The sequence below is a fragment of the Bradyrhizobium sp. 18BD genome, assembly GCF_054185225.1.
In genome coordinates this window covers 130,012-146,555 of record NZ_JAVAYL010000012.1, presented here as the reverse complement: position 1 = coordinate 146,555, position 16,544 = coordinate 130,012, and the positions used below count along the sequence as shown (strand labels likewise).

General features: G+C 64.4%; 14 protein-coding genes. 10 read left to right on the top strand and 4 right to left on the bottom strand.

Annotated elements, in window-relative coordinates; genetic code table 11:
• Nucleotides 1–122 precede the first annotated feature (122 nt).
• Genes RAD16_RS22340 through RAD16_RS22330 form a run of 3 tightly spaced genes read left to right on the top strand, consistent with a single transcriptional unit; the run spans nt 123 to nt 3,365 of the window.
• Complete coding sequence (locus RAD16_RS22340; RefSeq protein ID WP_458160013.1) at nt 123–1,175, top strand: Ldh family oxidoreductase; 1,053 nt, start codon at nt 123–125, stop codon at nt 1,173–1,175.
• 21 nt (nt 1,176–1,196) lie between these two features.
• The gene (locus RAD16_RS22335) at nt 1,197–2,564 is read left to right on the top strand and encodes an LLM class flavin-dependent oxidoreductase (protein WP_458160012.1); all 1,368 of its coding nucleotides are present in this window, start codon (nt 1,197–1,199) and stop codon (nt 2,562–2,564) included.
• Between the two features lie 15 nt (nt 2,565–2,579).
• Nucleotides 2,580–3,365, top strand: a complete 786-nt coding sequence (locus tag RAD16_RS22330; protein WP_458160011.1) for a fumarylacetoacetate hydrolase family protein — start codon at nt 2,580–2,582, stop codon at nt 3,363–3,365.
• 1 nt (nt 3,366) lies between these two features.
• Here RAD16_RS22330 and RAD16_RS22325 read toward each other — a convergent pair whose 3' ends face one another.
• Nucleotides 3,367–4,287, bottom strand: coding sequence for a LysR family transcriptional regulator (locus RAD16_RS22325; protein WP_458160010.1), 921 nt, complete (start codon nt 4,285–4,287; stop codon nt 3,367–3,369).
• A 90-nt stretch (nt 4,288–4,377) separates the two neighbouring features.
• On the opposite strand from RAD16_RS22325, the gene RAD16_RS22320 reads away from it, so the two are divergent.
• Together RAD16_RS22320 and RAD16_RS22315 are read left to right on the top strand one after the other, a co-directional pair.
• The gene (locus RAD16_RS22320; protein WP_458160009.1) at nt 4,378–4,782 is read left to right on the top strand and encodes a hypothetical protein; all 405 of its coding nucleotides are present in this window, start codon (nt 4,378–4,380) and stop codon (nt 4,780–4,782) included.
• Nucleotides 4,783–4,838: 56 nt separating this feature from the next.
• Nucleotides 4,839–5,342: a hypothetical protein gene (locus tag RAD16_RS22315; RefSeq protein ID WP_458160008.1), complete on the top strand. Its 504-nt coding sequence runs from the start codon at nt 4,839–4,841 to the stop codon at nt 5,340–5,342.
• Nucleotides 5,343–5,430: 88 nt separating this feature from the next.
• On the opposite strand, the gene RAD16_RS22310 is transcribed toward RAD16_RS22315, so the two are convergent.
• Nucleotides 5,431–5,886 carry an Lrp/AsnC family transcriptional regulator gene (locus RAD16_RS22310; protein ID WP_458160007.1) on the bottom strand — a complete coding sequence of 152 codons (456 nt, stop codon included), beginning with the start codon at nt 5,884–5,886 and terminating at the stop codon, nt 5,431–5,433.
• Nucleotides 5,887–6,039: 153 nt separating this feature from the next.
• On the opposite strand from RAD16_RS22310, the gene RAD16_RS22305 reads away from it, so the two are divergent.
• Both RAD16_RS22305 and iaaH read left to right on the top strand, forming a co-directional pair.
• Nucleotides 6,040–9,489 (top strand): indolepyruvate ferredoxin oxidoreductase family protein, encoded by a 3,450-nt coding sequence (locus RAD16_RS22305; protein ID WP_458160006.1) that lies wholly within the window; start codon nt 6,040–6,042, stop codon nt 9,487–9,489.
• A 74-nt stretch (nt 9,490–9,563) separates the two neighbouring features.
• The gene (iaaH, locus tag RAD16_RS22300) at nt 9,564–10,982 is read left to right on the top strand and encodes an indoleacetamide hydrolase (RefSeq protein WP_458160005.1); all 1,419 of its coding nucleotides are present in this window, start codon (nt 9,564–9,566) and stop codon (nt 10,980–10,982) included.
• A 118-nt stretch (nt 10,983–11,100) separates the two neighbouring features.
• Here the strand turns inward: iaaH and RAD16_RS22295 are convergent, their stop codons facing one another.
• A complete protein-coding gene (locus RAD16_RS22295) occupies nt 11,101–12,009 on the bottom strand; it encodes a LysR family transcriptional regulator (protein ID WP_458160004.1) in 909 nt (302 codons plus the stop codon).
• A 142-nt stretch (nt 12,010–12,151) separates the two neighbouring features.
• Between RAD16_RS22295 and RAD16_RS22290 the strand changes: the two genes are divergently transcribed.
• The 3 genes from RAD16_RS22290 to RAD16_RS22280 all read left to right on the top strand — a co-directional run bounded on the left by RAD16_RS22290 (nt 12,152) and on the right by RAD16_RS22280 (nt 15,528).
• Nucleotides 12,152–13,303 carry an HlyD family secretion protein gene (locus RAD16_RS22290; protein ID WP_458160003.1) on the top strand — a complete coding sequence of 384 codons (1,152 nt, stop codon included), beginning with the start codon at nt 12,152–12,154 and terminating at the stop codon, nt 13,301–13,303.
• 117 nt (nt 13,304–13,420) lie between these two features.
• Nucleotides 13,421–15,037: an MDR family MFS transporter gene (locus RAD16_RS22285; protein WP_458160002.1), complete on the top strand. Its 1,617-nt coding sequence runs from the start codon at nt 13,421–13,423 to the stop codon at nt 15,035–15,037.
• Between the two features lie 29 nt (nt 15,038–15,066).
• Nucleotides 15,067–15,528 carry a carboxymuconolactone decarboxylase family protein gene (locus RAD16_RS22280; protein WP_458160001.1) on the top strand — a complete coding sequence of 154 codons (462 nt, stop codon included), beginning with the start codon at nt 15,067–15,069 and terminating at the stop codon, nt 15,526–15,528.
• Nucleotides 15,529–15,668: 140 nt separating this feature from the next.
• Here RAD16_RS22280 and RAD16_RS22275 read toward each other — a convergent pair whose 3' ends face one another.
• Nucleotides 15,669–16,529 (bottom strand): D-amino-acid transaminase, encoded by an 861-nt coding sequence (locus tag RAD16_RS22275; protein WP_458160000.1) that lies wholly within the window; start codon nt 16,527–16,529, stop codon nt 15,669–15,671.
• Nucleotides 16,530–16,544: the final 15 nt, after the last annotated feature.

Genomic DNA, 16,544 nt, shown 5'->3' with positions numbered 1-16,544 from the left:
CGCGCTCTCTTTACGAATTTGCAGCCCTGTATTGGTTTACGGGAGATTGATATCGCGCCCACGCTTTGAGACGATGGCTCCCAACAAGCAGCCCGTTAAGGGCACAATGCCGGGGAAACGCCATGCCGATCGTCAGGGCCGACCGCCTCACACGAATCAGCGCCGCTCTGCTCCAGGCGGCCGGAGCGTCCGAGGAAGAGGCCGACGCAGTCGCAACGGGCTGCGTCAACGCCAATCTCGCCGGTCACGATTCCCACGGTGTGATCGCGGTTCCCACCTACATCGATCGTATCAAGGCCGGACACATCGTTCCCGGTGCCAAATGGACCATCGTCCAGGAATCGCCAACCACGACCGTGATCGACGGAAACTGGGGGTTCGGCTTCCACGTCAACGCCAAGGCGATGGCGCTGACGATCGAGAAGGCGAAGACCGCGAACGTTGCGGCGTGCACGGTGTTCCGGCAGAGCCATGTCGGCCGCCTCGCCGCCTATCCCTTGATGGCGATGCGCGAAGGCATGATCGGGATCGCGACGGCGGATTCCGGCCGCTCGCCAAAGCATGTGGCGCCGTTCGGCGGCAAGGAGCCGCGGCTCGGCACCAACCCGATCTCGATCGCGGTGCCGTCCGATCTCGATGCGCCGTTCTACCTGGACATGGCGACCTCGGCGGTCGCAGCCGGCAAGATCCAGCTCGCGGTTGCCCGCGGCGAGGAGATTCCGACGGGATGGATCATCGACGCCGACGGGCGGCACACCACCGATCCCACGCAATATCGCAAGGGTGGCGCGCTGCTGCCGCTCGGTGGCACCGAAGGTTACAAAGGTAGCGGTCTTGCGGCGATGGTCGAGGTGCTGTGCGGCCTGCTCACCGGATTGGGATTCGGCGTCGAGCCGACGGGTCGGCACAATGACGGCTGCTTCATGGCGGTGTTCAACGTCGCCGCGTTCCGCCCGCTGCAGCAGTTCAAGCGCGAGGTCGCGGAGTTCGCGCATTATCTGAAATCGACGCCGCCGTCCGAGGGCAGCACGGGCGTCTACTATCCCGGCGAGATCGAGGGCCTGCGCGAGCAGCAGCGCCTGCGCGACGGCATCGAGATCGAGGATGCCACCTGGGAGAAGCTGCGCGCGCTGGCGCGTGACTACCGGCTCGACACGATCCTCGATCTGGTCTGACGCAATTCGGAGAACAGTAGCATGAATCGGCAGATGGTACTGGTCGGCTTCCTCCAGGCGCAGAATTGCACCAATCTGCCGAGCTCCTGGCGGCATCCGGACTCGCGCGACGATTCCATGTCGGCGGACTACTATCAGGAGATCGCGAGGATTCTCGAAGCCGGCAAATTCCACATGGCGTTCTTCGACGATCGCCTGGCGATGCCGGACCGCTACGGCAATGATCACGCCCACACCGTCGAATACGGCATCCGCTGCGTAAAGATGGATCCGCTGATTGTGCTGACCACGATGGGCATGGTCACCGACAAGCTTGGCCTCGGCGCGACCTGCTCGACCACTTACTACGAGCCGTTCGACGTCGCGCGCCGCTTCGCAACGCTCGATCTGATGTCCGGCGGGCGCGCAGGCTGGAACGTCGTCACCTCGCTCAACGACGGCGAGGCGCTCAACATGGGGCGCGATTCCCATCCCGAACATGATTCCCGCTACGACAAGGCCGACGAGTTCATGGAGGTCGTGCTCGGCCATTGGGACACCTGGGAGGACGGCGCGATCCTCATGGACAAAAAGAGCGGCCGCTTTGCCGATCCGAGCAAGGTGAAGCGCCTCGATCACAAGGGAGCGGCCTTCAAGTCCCGCGGTCCCTTCACCGTGCCGCGCTCGCAGCAAGGCCATCCCGTCATCATCCAGGCCGGCGCGTCCGGCCGTGGCCAGCGCTTTGCCGGGCGATGGGGCGAGGTGATCTTCACCGCCGCACGAAATCTGACCGCCGCCAAGGACGGCTATGCGGCCGTGCGCAATGAAGCGGCGAAAGCCGGCCGCGATCCCGACCAGATGTTCCTCTGCAATCTGACGACGCCGGTCTGCGCCGCGACCAAGGCCGAGGCCGAGGACAAGATGGCGCTGATCAACAAGCTGCCGCTCGAGATCGACGCGCTGTCACTGCTCGCCGAAGCCCTCAATTACGACTTCGCCTCCAAGGATCTCGACGAGCCCCTGACCACGGACGAGCTGAAGAGCATGCAGGGCATTCTGGGTATCCGAGACGGCGTGCTGAAGAATTCGGGCAAGAGCAATCCGAGCGCACGCGACTTCGTCACCTTCTCCGGCCGCGGCCAGGTGCATGACGCGATGGTTGGCGGCCCGAAGGAGATCGCGGACAAGCTCGAAGAGATGTTCGTCGAGCGCGGCTGCGACGGCTTTGTCATTGCGGCGACCTATGTGCCCGGCTCCTATGCCGATTTCGTGCAGCACGTTGTGCCGGAGTTGCAGCGGCGCGGCCTGTTCCAGAAGGACTATCGCGGCAAGACGTTACGAGAAAATCTTGGGCTGAAGCGACCGGCTGCCGGTGCGTGGAAGGTGCAGCCGCGCGATGCTGCGGAATAACAACAAGGATACATCATGCGCTGGCTGAAATTCACCGCCGCGAACAAGACCTCGTGGGGAATCGTCGAGGGCGACCATGTCATCGCGGTCGACGGCGACCCCTTTGGCGCATGGCAGCGTACTTCGCGCACGCATCCACTCAGCGCGGTCAAGATCGAGCTGCCGCTGATCCCGCGCACGTTCTATTGCGTCGGCCTGAACTACCTCAAACACCTGAAGGAAGCCGCCGACAAGCGCGGCGAGGTGCCGGCGGTGCCTGAAAGGCCGGAGATCGGCTACCGCGCGCAGAACGCGCTGATCGCACATGATGAGGACGTCGTGATCCCCTCCTTCGCGACGGAGAAGATCCACTATGAGGGTGAGCTCGCCGTCGTCATCGGCAAGAAGGTGAAGCACCTGACGTCAGAGAACGCGATGGATTGCGTGTTCGGCTACACCATCGGTAACGATGTCAGCGAACGCAGCTGGCAGAAGGCCGACCGCAGCCTGTGGCGCTCGAAGAACGCCGACACGTTCAAGCCGATGGGCCCGTGGATCGAGACCGAGGCCGATCTTGGCAAAATGGAAACGATCGTGCGGGTCAACGGCAAGGAGACCAACCGCTTCCATACCAACGACATGATCTTTGGCGTGGTGCCGTTTTTGGTCGAATTGACCAAGTATTTCACGCTGTGGCCGGGCGACGTGATCTGGATGGGGACGGATGGTGCCTCGCCCGACATCAAGCACGGCGATGTCGTGGAGATCGACATCACCGGCGTCGGGACGCTGCGGAACAGGTTTGTGCGGGAGGGGCGATAGATCAGCCCGCTGCGCCCGAGCGGCCCTTCACATGATCGATAAAGGCCCGCAACTTCGGCATGATTTGTCGGTGGCCGGGATAGTAGAGAAACACGCCCGGTGTCATCGGCGCGAATTGCTCCAACACGGGGACGAGCTTTCCCATCGTCAACGCGCCGGTCGCCAGCGGTGCCGGCACCTGCGCAAGACCCACACCTTCGACGGCAGCTCCGAGCATCGTCGGAAAGTCGTTGGCGATGAAAGGTCCGGAAACCACGATCTCGATCGAACGACCGTTGTCGTCGAGCGACCATGACGCAAGCGCACCGCTCGATCGTCGCAATCTCAGGCACGCATGCTCACGCAGATCCTCCGGCCGCTCGGGCCGGCCGCGGCGGGCAAGGTAAGACGGGCTGCCCACGATAATGAGGGGCAGCGGGCTCGTCAGGCGCACCGCGACCATGTCGGGGGCGATGAACTGGCCTAACCTGATGCCGGCGTCAAAACCTTCGGCTGCGAGATCGACCAGTTCTTCGCTTGCGGCAAGCTCCACCTCGATCTCGGGAAAGGCCCGGCAGAACGACGCGATCAGCGGCTCCAACAGGATCGGCACGACGGAGCGCGGTACGGTGAGACGCAGGAGTCCGGCCGGTCGCTGTCCGAGCTCGCGCGCCGCCCCGCTTGCCGCAACGAGCTCCTCGAAGGCGGGTCTTGCGCGCGCAAGGAATCTTTCGCCAGCTTCGGTCAAACCGACACTGCGGGTCGTGCGAATGAAGAGCGCGGCGCCGACGCGCGCCTCGAGCGTGCGTATCGCCTGACTGATGGCCGATGGCGTAACCCCAAGTTCGGCTGCCGCCCGGCGGAAGCTGCGATGCTGGGCGACACTCAGGAACGCCTCCACGCCGTCGAGCGCGCCATGCCTGACTGTGAAGTTCTGCTTCATAGCCCGTTCACATTATCGCGAATAGTCGCCCGCGGAAAGCGGCCTTACATCCGAACTGCAAACGAGCCGCACCACCGCGCGATCGGAGCGATGAAACCGATGAAGGCAATCCGCAACGTCGTACTCACCCTCATACTGGCAGGAGCAACGTCCATGGCCGATCGATCCCTTGCCCAAACACAATCCACATCGCCGACCACCGGGGTCATGGTCATCCTGACCGTCAAGCCGGGCGTCAGTCGCGAACAGGTCATGGCGGTCATGCCCGATGAAGTCAGGCAGACCGTACAGCTCTATCTCAACGGCACGGTTCGCGAATGGTATTCGCGATCCGATGGGCGCGGCGCCGTCTTCCTGCTGGATGTCCGGAATGACGCCGAAGCGCACGCGATCATGGATGCACTGCCGCTCGCCAAGCAGGATCTGATCGACCACGAATACATCGCGGTCGGTCCGCTCATGCCGCTCCGTCTGCTCATGGGTAGCAAACCCTGAGCGCGGGCCGAGCCGGCTTCGACCTCACCCGATGGACATCACAAGGAAATCCGAACGTGCCGCCAAACTTCAACCTTCCGTTCGTCCTCAGCGTCGTCGGGGCGATCCTGACAAGCTCGGTGGTGGCCGCCATCTACGTCTGGCCGGCGCTTCGCGCCATGCCGCGCCATGACGCGCTGAGACTCCTCGCGGCTTTCCACGCATTCAGATTTCTGGGCATGAACTTCATGGTCGCGGGATTCGTAGCTCCGGAGTTGAGCGCCGATTTCGCCGGCCAGGTCGGGTGGGGTGATCTGATCGCCGCCACTCTCGCGCTCGTTTCAATGGCGGCACTCTCCTGGCGATGGTCGTTCGCGATTCCGACGGTTTGGATCTTCAACATCTGGGGTACGCTCGATCTCCTGAATGCGTATTACGTGGGCGCAACGAAGATCCAGAATCCCGGCCTGTTCGGCGCCGGCATCTATATCCCGGCACTCTATGTGCCGCTGCTGCTGGTCGGGCACGCTCTCATCTTCATGCTTCTGCTGAGGCCCGGATCGGAAGCGCAGAAATCGTGACGCAACAGGCGGACCTGCGCGGCGACGAAGGTGCCGTAGGCACGGCACTATGCGCCTTTGCCCACCCTACGGCAGCTGTGCGAGCCGTTCAAAACGGCAGCGCCACGCCCGTCTTGATCTCCTTCAGCACTACATTGCTACGGACATAGCGGATGCCGGGAATGCGGAACATGAATTCGTCGAGGAAGCGGTTGTAGGCCGTCATGTCCTGCACGACGACGCGCAGATGATAGTCGGCATCGCCCGTGGTCGCAAAACACTCCAGCACTTCGCGGCGCCTGGTGACCCGGGAGACAAACTCGTCGACGAATTTTGCGTCGTGTCGCTCCAGTGACACGTGGAGGATGGCCGACATCGCAAAGCCCGCCTGCTCGCGCGCGACCAGCGCCGCATAGCCCTGGATGACACCGCTCTCCTCCAGTGCCCGCACCCGGCGCCAGCAGGCCGAGGTGGACATGCCAACCTCGTCGGCCAGTTGCTGATTGGTGGCGCGGCCGTCCTTCTGGAGTTGGGCGAGAATCCGCGTGTCCTGCTCTTCGATCATGGAAGGTCCTCAATTCGATCGAATCTACCAAATTGCGCATCCTTATGCAAAATTCTACCGAATAACGATTTCGTGCGGGAGAAATAGGTAAGACCTACCAACTTCCCAGGCATACCCTTCCATCAATCGGCAGGATGCCGCGCGAGGTCCGCCATGGACGCCATTCCATCACTCGACAGTTACGATCTCTCCGACCGCTATGACCGCGAGGAAGGCCGCGTCTTCCTCACGGGCACGCAGGCCATCGTCCGCATCGCGCTCGACCAGGCAAGGCGTGACCGGGCGCGCGGCCTCAACACCGCGGGCTTCATCTCCGGCTATCGCGGCTCGCCGCTCGGCGGTGTCGATCTCGAGCTGTGGCGCATCCAGCAGCGGCTGAAGCAGGACCACATCGAATTCCTCCCCGCCGTGAACGAGGACCTTGCGGCAACGGCGGTGCTCGGCTCGCAACAGGTCGAGACCCAAGCCGACCGCGAGGTCGATGGCGTGTTCGGGCTCTGGTACGGCAAGGGCCCCGGTGTCGATCGCTCCGGCGATGCGCTCAAGCACGGCAATGCCTACGGCTCCTCCCCGCATGGCGGCGTGCTGGTGGTGGCCGGCGACGACCACGGCTGCGTGTCGTCCTCGATGCCGCACCAGTCCGACGTCGCCTTCATGAGCTGGTTCATGCCGACGCTGCACCCGGCCGATGTCGGTGAATATCTCGAATTCGGTGAATATGGCTACGCGCTGAGCCGCTTCTCCGGCATGTGGGTCGGCTTCAAGGCGATCTCGGAGATCGTGGAGTCGGGCGCATCCGTCGCGCTGCGCCCTCCGCGCCTGTTCCGCACGCCCGACTTCACGCCGCCGCCTGGCGGGCTGCATTATCGCTGGCCGGACCTGCCGGGCCCGCAGATCGAGGAGCGGCTGGAAGCCAAGAAACACGCGGTCTACGCCTTCGCCAAAGCCAATCCGATCGACCGCCACATCTACGACATCCCCGGCGCGACCTACGGCATCGTCACGACGGGCAAGGCGCATCTCGACCTGATGGAGGCGCTGCGGCTGATGGGCCTCGATGAAGCCGCCTGCCGCCGCATCGGCATCGACGTCTACAAGGTCGGCATGGTCTGGCCGCTGGCGCTGCATGACGCCATGGATTTCGTGAAGGGCAAGCGCGAGATCCTGGTGGTCGAGGAGAAGCGCGGCATCATCGAGAGCCAGTTCAAGGAATATTTTTACGACTATCCCGGCAGCAAGCCCGAGCGCATGGTCGGCAAGCACGACGAAACCGGCGCGCGGCTGATCTCATGGATCGGCGAATTGTCGCCGCGCGCGCTGGCATCCGTGCTGGCGCGGCGGCTCGATCCGATGTTTCCGGGCCTCAATCTCGCCGCGCGGGCCGCTGCATTGCTGCCGGAGGCAGAGCGCGCCATCAACGTCGCCGGCGCGACGCGCACGCCCTATTTCTGCTCTGGATGTCCGCACAACACCTCGACCAAGGTGCCTGAGGGATCGAAAGCTCTGGCCGGCATCGGCTGCCATTTCATGGCGAGCTGGATGGACCGCGAGACCTCGTCGCTGATCCAGATGGGCGGCGAGGGCGTGAACTGGGCGGCATCGTCGCGATTCACGGGCAACAAGCACATCTTCCAGAATCTCGGCGAAGGCACCTATTATCACTCCGGCTCGATGGCGATCCGGCAGGCGATCGCGGCCAAGGCCAACATCACCTACAAGATCCTGTTCAACGATGCCGTCGCCATGACCGGCGGCCAGCCGGTCGACGGCCCCGTCAGCGTGCATGCCATCGCGCACAGCGTCCGCGCCGAAGGGGTTGAACGCATCGCCCTGGTTTCGGACGATCCCGAACAGTTCCGGCCTGCGGACCTCCCCATTGGCGTCACCATCCATCCGCGCGAGGAAATGGATACCGTGCAACGCGAGCTGCGCGACATCCCCGGCGTATCCGTCCTGGTCTATCAGCAGACCTGCGCCACGGAGAAGCGGCGACGGCGCAAGCGCGGCCAGATGGCCGACCCCAAACGCTTTGCCTATATCAACGATCTCGTTTGCGAAGGCTGCGGCGATTGCTCGGTCGAGTCCAACTGTCTCAGCGTCGAGCCGAAGCAGACGCCGTTCGGCCGCAAGCGCCAGATCAACCTGTCGGCCTGCAACAAGGACTTTTCCTGTCTCAACGGCTTCTGTCCGAGTTTCGTGACCGTCGAGGGCGCGACGCGCCGAAAGAAGAGCGCGAGCCAGATCGACGCGATCGGCCGCGCCGCCGCGCTGCCCCTCCCCGCCCCTGCAATGCTCGAGCGTCCCTACGACCTGCTCGTCACCGGCGTCGGCGGCACCGGCGTGATCACAGTCGGCGCGCTGATTGGCATGGCGGCGCATTTGGAGCGTCGCGGCGTCTCAGTGCTGGACTTTACCGGCTTTGCTCAGAAGTTCGGACCCGTGCTGAGCTACATTCGCCTCGCCGCCTCACCCGACGCGCTGCACCAGGTCCGCATCGACCAAGGCGCGGCGGATGCGCTGATCGGCTGCGACCTCGTCGTCAGCTCCTCGCCAAAGGCGTCCGGCACCTATCGCCGCGGCATGCGCGCCGCCGTCAACACCGCGGAGATGCCGACCGGCGACGTGGTCCGTTTCCGAGATGCCGATCTCGCCTCGCCTGCCCGGCTGCGCGCGATCCGGCAGGTCATCGGCAACGACAATCTCGGCACCGTCAACGCCAACACACTGGCCGAGCGGCTGCTCGGCGATGCCGTCTATGCCAACATCATCATGCTGGGCTTTGCCTGGCAGCGCGGCCTGGTTCCGGTTTCGCTGCAAGCGATGCTCCGCGCGATCGAGCTCAACGGCGTCGCGGTCGATCGGAACAAACAGGCTTTTGCCTGGGGCCGGATTGCCGCCGCCGATCCGGGCGTTCTGCCGAAGACGATTAAGGCATCAGCGGCCGAGACGCTCGACCAGCTCATCGCCCGCCGCGCCGATTTCCTCACCGCCTATCAGAACGGTGCCTACGCCGCGCGCTATCGCGCGATGATCGAAAAGGTTCGCGGCGCCGAAGCACGCCTGGGCAGCGAGGCACTGACTGAGGCCATCGCCCGCGCTTTGTTCAAGCTGATGGCCTACAAGGACGAGTACGAGGTTGCGCGCCTGCACATGCAAAGCGGCTTCCTCGACGAGCTCAAGCGCGAGTTCGAGGACGGTTTTAGCGTTCAATATCATCTCGCGCCGCCGTTCCTGCCGTCGGAACGTGACGCGCGTGGCCGGCCGCGCAAGCGCGCCTTCGACCAGTGGATCCAGATGCCGCTGGCCATGCTGGCGCGATTGAAGGGATTGCGCGGGACGCCGTTCGATCCGTTCGGGTACACCGCGGAACGGCGCACTGAACGGGAGCTGATCACCTGGTATGAAGGCGTGATCGAACGCATGCTCGGCGAGCTCGACGCAGAGCACCTTGCCGACCTCATTGCCATCGCAAAGGCGCCGATGGAGATCCGCGGCTACGGTCCGGTGAAGGACATCGCGATCGCCAAGGTGAAGCCCGAGGTCGATCGGCTGCTCGACAAATTGACGACATCGGTAACGCAAAAGAAGCGCGCCGCCGGTTGACGCGACGCCGACAAGGCTTCAGCCTCGGAGCCTGAGGGGCGCCCTGTGGCGCTCCTGCAATCAGGTGAGGCATCATGGATTTCCACCAATTGACGCTGACCCGGGCCGCAGCCGACCTCCGTGCCAGCAAGGTGACGAGCACTGCGCTGACGACGGAAGCTCTTGCCCGCGCCAAGGCCAATGCCGATCTCAATGCCTTCGTCACTCTGGATGAGGCGGGCGCGTTGAAAGCAGCGGCCGCGTTCGACGCTGCGGGCGACAAGACGAGGCCGCTCGGTGGCGTGCCCATCGTGATCAAGGACAATATCGAGGTCGCGGGATTGCCCTGCAGCGCCGGCACACCGGCGCTGAAAGACTACGTCCCGAAGGCCGATGCGCTGGTTGCCGCGAAACTGCGGGCCGCCGGCGCGATCATCATCGGCAAGACCGGCATGCACGAGCTCGCCTTCGGCATCTCCGGCTACAACACCGCGTTCAAGACCGGCGCCGAATTCGGCGTGCGCAACGCCTATGATCGCGCCCTGATCGCCGGCGGCTCCTCGTCCGGAACGGGCGCCGCGATCGGCGCACGGATCGTGGCCGGCGGTCTCGGCACCGACACCGGCGGATCGGTCCGCGTGCCCGGCGCGCTGAACGGATGCGCCTCGCTGCGCCCGACCGTCGGCCGCTATCCGCAAGCCGGCATCGCGCCGATCTCGCACACCCGCGACACCGCCGGCCCCATGGCCGCGACCATGGCTGACGTCGCGTTGCTCGACCGCGTCATCGCGGGCGGCGAGACAATCGCGCCGGCGGATCTTGCGGGGGTGCGCATCGGTCTCGTCGCATCGATGCTGACCAATCTCGATGCCGATACCGAGGCGGCGTTCCAGATGGCCGTCGCGAAAATGAAAGCGCAGGGCGTCACGGTGGTCGAGATCGAGATGCCCGAGCTTGCCGGGCTCAACGGCCAGGTCGGCTTCCCCGTCGCGCTCTATGAAGCCTATGACGACATGGCCGCGTATCTCCAGCACACCGGCACCGGCCTCAGCATCGAAGCACTGGCGAGGGAGATCGCCAGTGCCGACGTCAAGGGCATCTTTGATGACCTCGTGATCCCGCGAAAACTGCCTGGCCCCGACGGCACGCTGCTCGATGCCGCGCCCATCTACGACGCCGCGATCAAGACTGCGCGCCCCGCGCTTCAGGCGCTCTATGCCAACACGTTCGCCGGCAACAAGCTCGACGCCTTCGCCTTTCCGACCACGCCGCGCGTGGCGATTGCCGCCAACCCGGAGTCCAGCAGCCTCGAGAATTTCGGGCTGTTCATCCAGAACACCGATCCCGGCAGCAATGCGGGCATTCCCGGTATACAGATTCCGATCGCGCTTGGCGCAACGAGCAGACTGCCGATCGGGCTGGAGCTGGATGGCCCCGCGGGGAGCGATCGTCGCTTGCTTGCGATCGGCGTGGCGCTCGACAGCGTATTTGGGCGATTGCCGCCGCCGCACTGACGCTCTCGTAGGGTGGGCAAAGCGGAGCGTGCCCACCCTTTTCGATGATGGAGAGAGATCGTGGGCACAGCGCAAGTGCGCTTTTGCCCACCTACGGCACTGCCCGTGCCGGCGCCGCTCACGAATACGGATTGATCATCTTCTGCTGCTCGGCGCTGTGATGCACCAGCATGTCGATGAAGGTTCTCACCTTCGCCGACAGATGATGCTTGTGCGGATAGACCGCATTCATCGACATCTCGACCGGGCGATACTCCGGCAGCAGGCGCACCAGCCGGCCTGCGTCGAGATCGTCGCCGACGAGGAATCCGGCGGCGAGGCTGATGCCCAAGCCCTGCAGCGCGGCCGCGCGCAGAGCTTCGCCGCTGTTGGTGACCAGATTGCCGGAGATGCGCACCGAGGCCGGCGTTCCCTTGCGATCGAAGAAGCGCCACTCGTCGAATGGATAATTCACGTGTCGCACGCAATTGTGCCCGGCGAGGTCTTCCAGCGTCTGCACGCGCCCATGCGCCTCGATATAGGAATGCGAGCAGCACAGCACGTGCCGCCAGGTCGCAAGGCTTCGCACGATCAGGCTGGAGTCCGGCGGCGCGATCATGCGCAGCGCCAGATCAAAGCCTTCCTCGATCAGGTCGACATTGGTCTCGCCCATGCGCAGGTCGACCTTGACCTCGGGATAGGTCGCGAGGAATTCGGCCATCACGGGCGCGACGAACGGAACCATGTGGGTGGCGGTGTGGATGCGCAGCGTCCCGCGCGGTGTCGATTGCAGCGCGCCGGCGATATCGTCGGCCTGTTCGAGATCGGCGAGGATCTGGGTCGAGCGGTCGTAATAGGCCTTGCCGATTTCGGTGAGGCTCACCTTTCGCGTGGTGCGGTTGAGCAACCGCACGCCGAGCCGGTCTTCCAGCGCCTGGACATGGTTGCTCACCATGGTCGTCGACATGTTGAGGCGGCGGGCGGCGGCGGAAAAACCGCCGTTTTCGACCACCCGGACGAAGGCCGTGAGGCTGGTGAAGCGGTCCATGATTTGAGGCTCCGATTATCCGCCCATGGTGGATAATGCTTCCATTGTTTCCGGGATTATCACAACGACCGGGACAACGCATCTTGCGACGATCAACAGCGCACCGCTCGGATCGGGGTGCCTGGGAATTGCCGAGGATGCCATGTCGAACGCTTCTTACGTCACTGAAAACAATGGAAAAATCAGCCTCCGGCCATCCCGGCAGGCGATCAAGCGGGCGGCCATCGGCCTCGCGCTGGTGCTCGGCATCGCGGTCGCCGGCGACTACGGCTACGACTATCTGAGGAACGGCCGCTACCTCGAAGCCACCGACGACGCCTATGTGAAGGCGGATTCCACGATCATCGCGCCAAAGGTCTCCGGCTACATTGCCAAGGTGCTGGTCGGCGACAACGAGAAGGTCAAAGCCGGCCAATTGCTGGCCAGGATCGACGACCGCGACTTCAAGACCGCGCTCGAGCAGGCCCGCGCCGACGTCGCTGCAGGCGAAGCCTCGGTGCGCAACATCGACGCCCAGCTCGACCTGCAGCAGCCGATCATCGAGCAGAGCACCGCCGATGTCGCGGCGGCCGATGCCAACCTGAAATTCGCGCAGGAAGAGCGCGCCCGCTACGACGATCTGATGAAGTCGGGCTCCGGCACGATCCAGCGTGCGCAGCAGACCGATGCGGCGCTCCGCGCCAGCAACGCGCAATTGCAGCACGCCAGGTCGGGCCTCGTCGCCGCGCAGCGCAAGGTCGACGTGCTCACCACCCAGCGTGCCCAGGCCACGGCCCAGCTCGAACGCGCTCGCGCGGTCGCGGAGCAGGCCGCGTTGAACCTGTCCTACACCGAGATCACCGCGCCGGTGGACGGCACGGTCGGCGCCCGCTCGTTGCGCGTCGGCCAGTATGTGCAGGCCGGCACGCAATTAATGGCGGTGGTGCCGCTCGATGCGGTCTATGTCGTCGCGAACTTCAAGGAAACGCAGCTCACGCATGTGCGTCCCGGTCAGCCGGTCGAGCTGCGCGTCGACAGTTTTCGCAATCGCACGCTGCATGGCCATGTCGACAGCCTGTCGCCGGCCAGCGGACTTGAATTCGCTCTGCTGCCACCAGACAATGCCACCGGCAACTTCACCAAGATCGTGCAGCGCGTGCCCGTGAAGATCGTGCTCGACGACCACAGCCTCACGGGGCTGCTGCGGCCCGGCATGTCGGCGGTGCCGACCGTCGATACCAAGGCGGCCGTGATGGCGGAGCGGGAGTCCGCGAAGCGCGTTGCAGATAATTCGCCCCGCGCGAACGGCAGCTGACGCGGAAGGCCCCCGGCAGGATCTTCAACTCCTGCCGGATGATCCTTCCCGGACTTCCCTGATTATCGAAACCATCCGCCTGACGCATCCTGTCTCAAAGACCGAGACGAGGCTTCCATGAGCACGCTTCAACCGACCCTCAACGCTGCATCCGCCGCCAACCTCCCCGCCCCGGCCGCGCCCGCCACGCCGGCGGTCTCCGCCAAAACCTGGATCGCCGTGATAGGCGCCACGCTCGGCGCGTTCATGGCGGTGCTGAACATCCAGATCGTCAACGCCTCGCTCGCCGACATCCAGGGCGCGATCGGCGCCGGCATCGACGACGGCGGCTGGATCTCGACCTCCTATCTGATCGCCGAGATCGTGGTGATCCCGCTGTCCGGCTGGCTCGCGCAGGTGTTCTCGATCCGGATCTACCTGCTCACCAACGCGATCCTGTTCCTGGTGCTGTCGGCGGCCTGCGCGCTGGCGCAGGACTTGCCGCAGATGATCGTGCTGCGCGCCGTGCAGGGTTTTACCGGCGGCGTGCTGATCCCGATGGCGTTCACCCTGATCATCACGTTGCTGCCGCGCGGCAAGCAGCCGGTCGGCCTTGCGCTGTTCGCGCTGTCGGCGACGTTCGCGCCCGCGATCGGCCCGACCATCGGCGGCTATCTCACCGAGAATTTCGGCTGGCAGTACATCTTCTACGTCAACCTCGTGCCCGGCGCGATCATGGTCGGCATGCTCTGGTACGCGCTCGACGCCAGGCCGATGAAGCTGTCGCTGCTGCGCGAGGGCGACTGGGCCGGCATCATCACCATGGCGATCGGCCTGTCCGCGCTGCAGACCGTGCTGGAGGAAGGCAACAAGGACGACTGGTTCGGCTCACCCTTCATCGTCAAGCTCAGCGTGATCGCGGCCGTCGCCCTGACCCTGTTCCTGATCATCGAGCTCACCGTGAAGAAGCCGCTGCTGAACCTGCGCCTGCTGGTCCGCCGCAATTTCGGCTTCGGCATGCTCGCGAACTTCCTGCTCGGCGTCGCGCTGTACGGCTCGGTCTTCATCCTGCCGCAATATCTGTCGCGCATCCAGGGTTACAACGCCGAGCAGATCGGCATGGTGCTGGCATGGACCGGCCTGCCGCAGCTCGTGCTGATCCCGCTGGTGCCGCGCCTGATGCAGCGGTTCGACGCGCGGATCATCATCGGCATCGGCTTCGTGCTGTTCTCGGCCTCGAACTTCATGAACATCACCATGACCAACGATTATGCCGCCGATCAGCTGCTGTGGCCCAACATCGTTCGCGCCATCGGCCAGGCGCTGGTGATGGCGCCGCTGTCGGCGGTCGCAACTTCGGGCATCGAGCCGGAGAATGCCGGCTCGGCGTCCGGCCTGTTCAACATGATGCGCAATCTCGGCGGTGCCGTCGGCATCGCGCTTCTGCAGACCGTGCTGACCAAGCGCGAGCAGTATCACTCCAACGTGCTGATGCAGTCGGTCTCGGTATTCGAGCAGGCCACCCGCACGCGGCTGGAACAACTCACGCAGTATTTCGTCAATCACGGCGTGCTCGACCGCGCCGATGCCGCCCATCGCGCCTATGTCGCGATCGGCCATATCGTGCAGAAGCAGGCTTACATTTTCGCCTTCAGTGACACCTTCTATCTGCTCGGCATGGCGCTGATCGTTGCGCTGGCTGCCGTCCTGTTCCTGAAGAAACCCGGCCAGGCCTCGGCCGGCGGAGCCCATTGAGATCATCCCCGCAAGCAAGGAGAACGACCATGAAACCCCGCATGAATTTCTACCAGGCCGCCCCCGACACGATGAAGGCGCTGATGGCGCTGGAGGAGCAGATCCAGTCGACGGGCCTGGAAAAATCGCTGATCGAGCTCGTCAAGATCCGCGCGTCTCAGATCAATGGCTGCGCCTTCTGCATCAACATGCACACCGAGGACGCCCGCAAGCGCGGCGAGACCGAGCAGCGCATCTATTTGCTCAATGCCTGGCGCGACTCTCCGCTCTACACCGACCGCGAGCGCGCCGCGCTGGCCTGGACGGAAGCGGTGACGCTGATTTCCGAGACGCACGCGCCGGACGAGACTTACGAGCAGGTCCGTGCGCAGTTCACGGATGCTGAGACGGTGAACCTGACCATGCTGATCGGCGCCATCAATGCTTGGAACAGGATCGCGATCGCGTTCCGCGCGGTGCATCCGGTGAAGGTGAAGGCGTCGGTGGCGTGAGGGAACGGCGTGCGCCTCGGCGCAGGTCTCGTAGGGTGGGCAAAGGCGCACTTGCGCCGTGCCCACCATCTTTCGATGAATTCAACGTAAGACGTGGGCACGATTCGCTTTGCCCACCCTACGGCAGCGGAGTATGCGACTCAGACCGCCGTCGCCTTGGCGAACTCCACATAGATCTCGCGAAGTCGCGTCGCCATCGGGCCGGGCTTGCCGTCGCCGACCTTCTTGCCGTCGACTGCGATCACCGGCTGAACGAAGGACGAGGCCGAGGTGATGAAGGCTTCCTTGGCGGAAAGCGCTTCGTCGACCGTGAAGGAGCGCTCCTCGACGCGGAGCTGGCGCTCTTCCGCGAGCGCGATCACGGCCTTGCGGGTGCAGCCCGGCAGGATCGCGTTGGAGTTCTTGCGGGTGACGATGACATCGTCCTTGGTCAGAATGAACGCGGACGACGAGCCACCCTCGGTGACATAGCCGTCCTGCAGCATCCAGGCTTCGCCGGCGCCGGCTTCCGCCGCGGCCTGCTTGGCCAGCACTTGCGCCAGCAGCGCCACGCTCTTGATGTCGCGGCGTTCCCAGCGAATGTCGGGCACCGTGATCACGTTGATGCCGGTCTTGGCCACCGCGGCGTTGACGATGTCCTTCTCGGAGGTGAACATCACCAGGCTCGACTTGACGTCGCCCTTGGGGAACGGGAAATCGCGGCTCTTGTCGGCGCCGCGCGTGACCTGGAGATAGACGAGGCCGCTCTCGATCTTGTTGCGCGCGATCAGCTCCTTCTGCAGCTCGGTGATGCGCTCGACCGTCTCCGGGAGCTTGAGCTTGATCTCGCCGACCGAACGTTCCAGCCGCGCCAGATGCGAGGCGTTGTCGACCAGCTTGCCGTCCAGCACCGCCGAGACCTCGTAGATGCCGTCGGCGAACAGGAAGCCGCGGTCGAGCACCGAGATTCTAGCTTCCGAGAGCGGGACGAATGAGCCGTTGACGTAGGCGATCGAGTCCAAGGCAGGTCTCCTGGG

What these genes read in the sequence shown, in the direction of transcription:
- RAD16_RS22340 (WP_458160013.1), top strand. Translation starts at nt 123, where the DNA reads ATGCCGATCGTCAGGGCCGACCGCCTCACACGAATCAGCGCCGCTCTG.
- RAD16_RS22335 (WP_458160012.1), top strand. Translation starts at nt 1,197, where the DNA reads ATGAATCGGCAGATGGTACTGGTCGGCTTCCTCCAGGCGCAGAATTGC.
- RAD16_RS22330 (WP_458160011.1), top strand. Translation starts at nt 2,580, where the DNA reads ATGCGCTGGCTGAAATTCACCGCCGCGAACAAGACCTCGTGGGGAATC.
- RAD16_RS22325 (WP_458160010.1), bottom strand. Translation starts at nt 4,287, where the DNA reads ATGAAGCAGAACTTCACAGTCAGGCATGGCGCGCTCGACGGCGTGGAG.
- RAD16_RS22320 (WP_458160009.1), top strand. Translation starts at nt 4,378, where the DNA reads ATGAAACCGATGAAGGCAATCCGCAACGTCGTACTCACCCTCATACTG.
- RAD16_RS22310 (WP_458160007.1), bottom strand. Translation starts at nt 5,886, where the DNA reads ATGATCGAAGAGCAGGACACGCGGATTCTCGCCCAACTCCAGAAGGAC.
- RAD16_RS22305 (WP_458160006.1), top strand. Translation starts at nt 6,040, where the DNA reads ATGGACGCCATTCCATCACTCGACAGTTACGATCTCTCCGACCGCTAT.
- iaaH (WP_458160005.1), top strand. Translation starts at nt 9,564, where the DNA reads ATGGATTTCCACCAATTGACGCTGACCCGGGCCGCAGCCGACCTCCGT.
- RAD16_RS22295 (WP_458160004.1), bottom strand. Translation starts at nt 12,009, where the DNA reads ATGGACCGCTTCACCAGCCTCACGGCCTTCGTCCGGGTGGTCGAAAAC.
- RAD16_RS22290 (WP_458160003.1), top strand. Translation starts at nt 12,152, where the DNA reads ATGTCGAACGCTTCTTACGTCACTGAAAACAATGGAAAAATCAGCCTC.
- RAD16_RS22285 (WP_458160002.1), top strand. Translation starts at nt 13,421, where the DNA reads ATGAGCACGCTTCAACCGACCCTCAACGCTGCATCCGCCGCCAACCTC.
- RAD16_RS22280 (WP_458160001.1), top strand. Translation starts at nt 15,067, where the DNA reads ATGAAACCCCGCATGAATTTCTACCAGGCCGCCCCCGACACGATGAAG.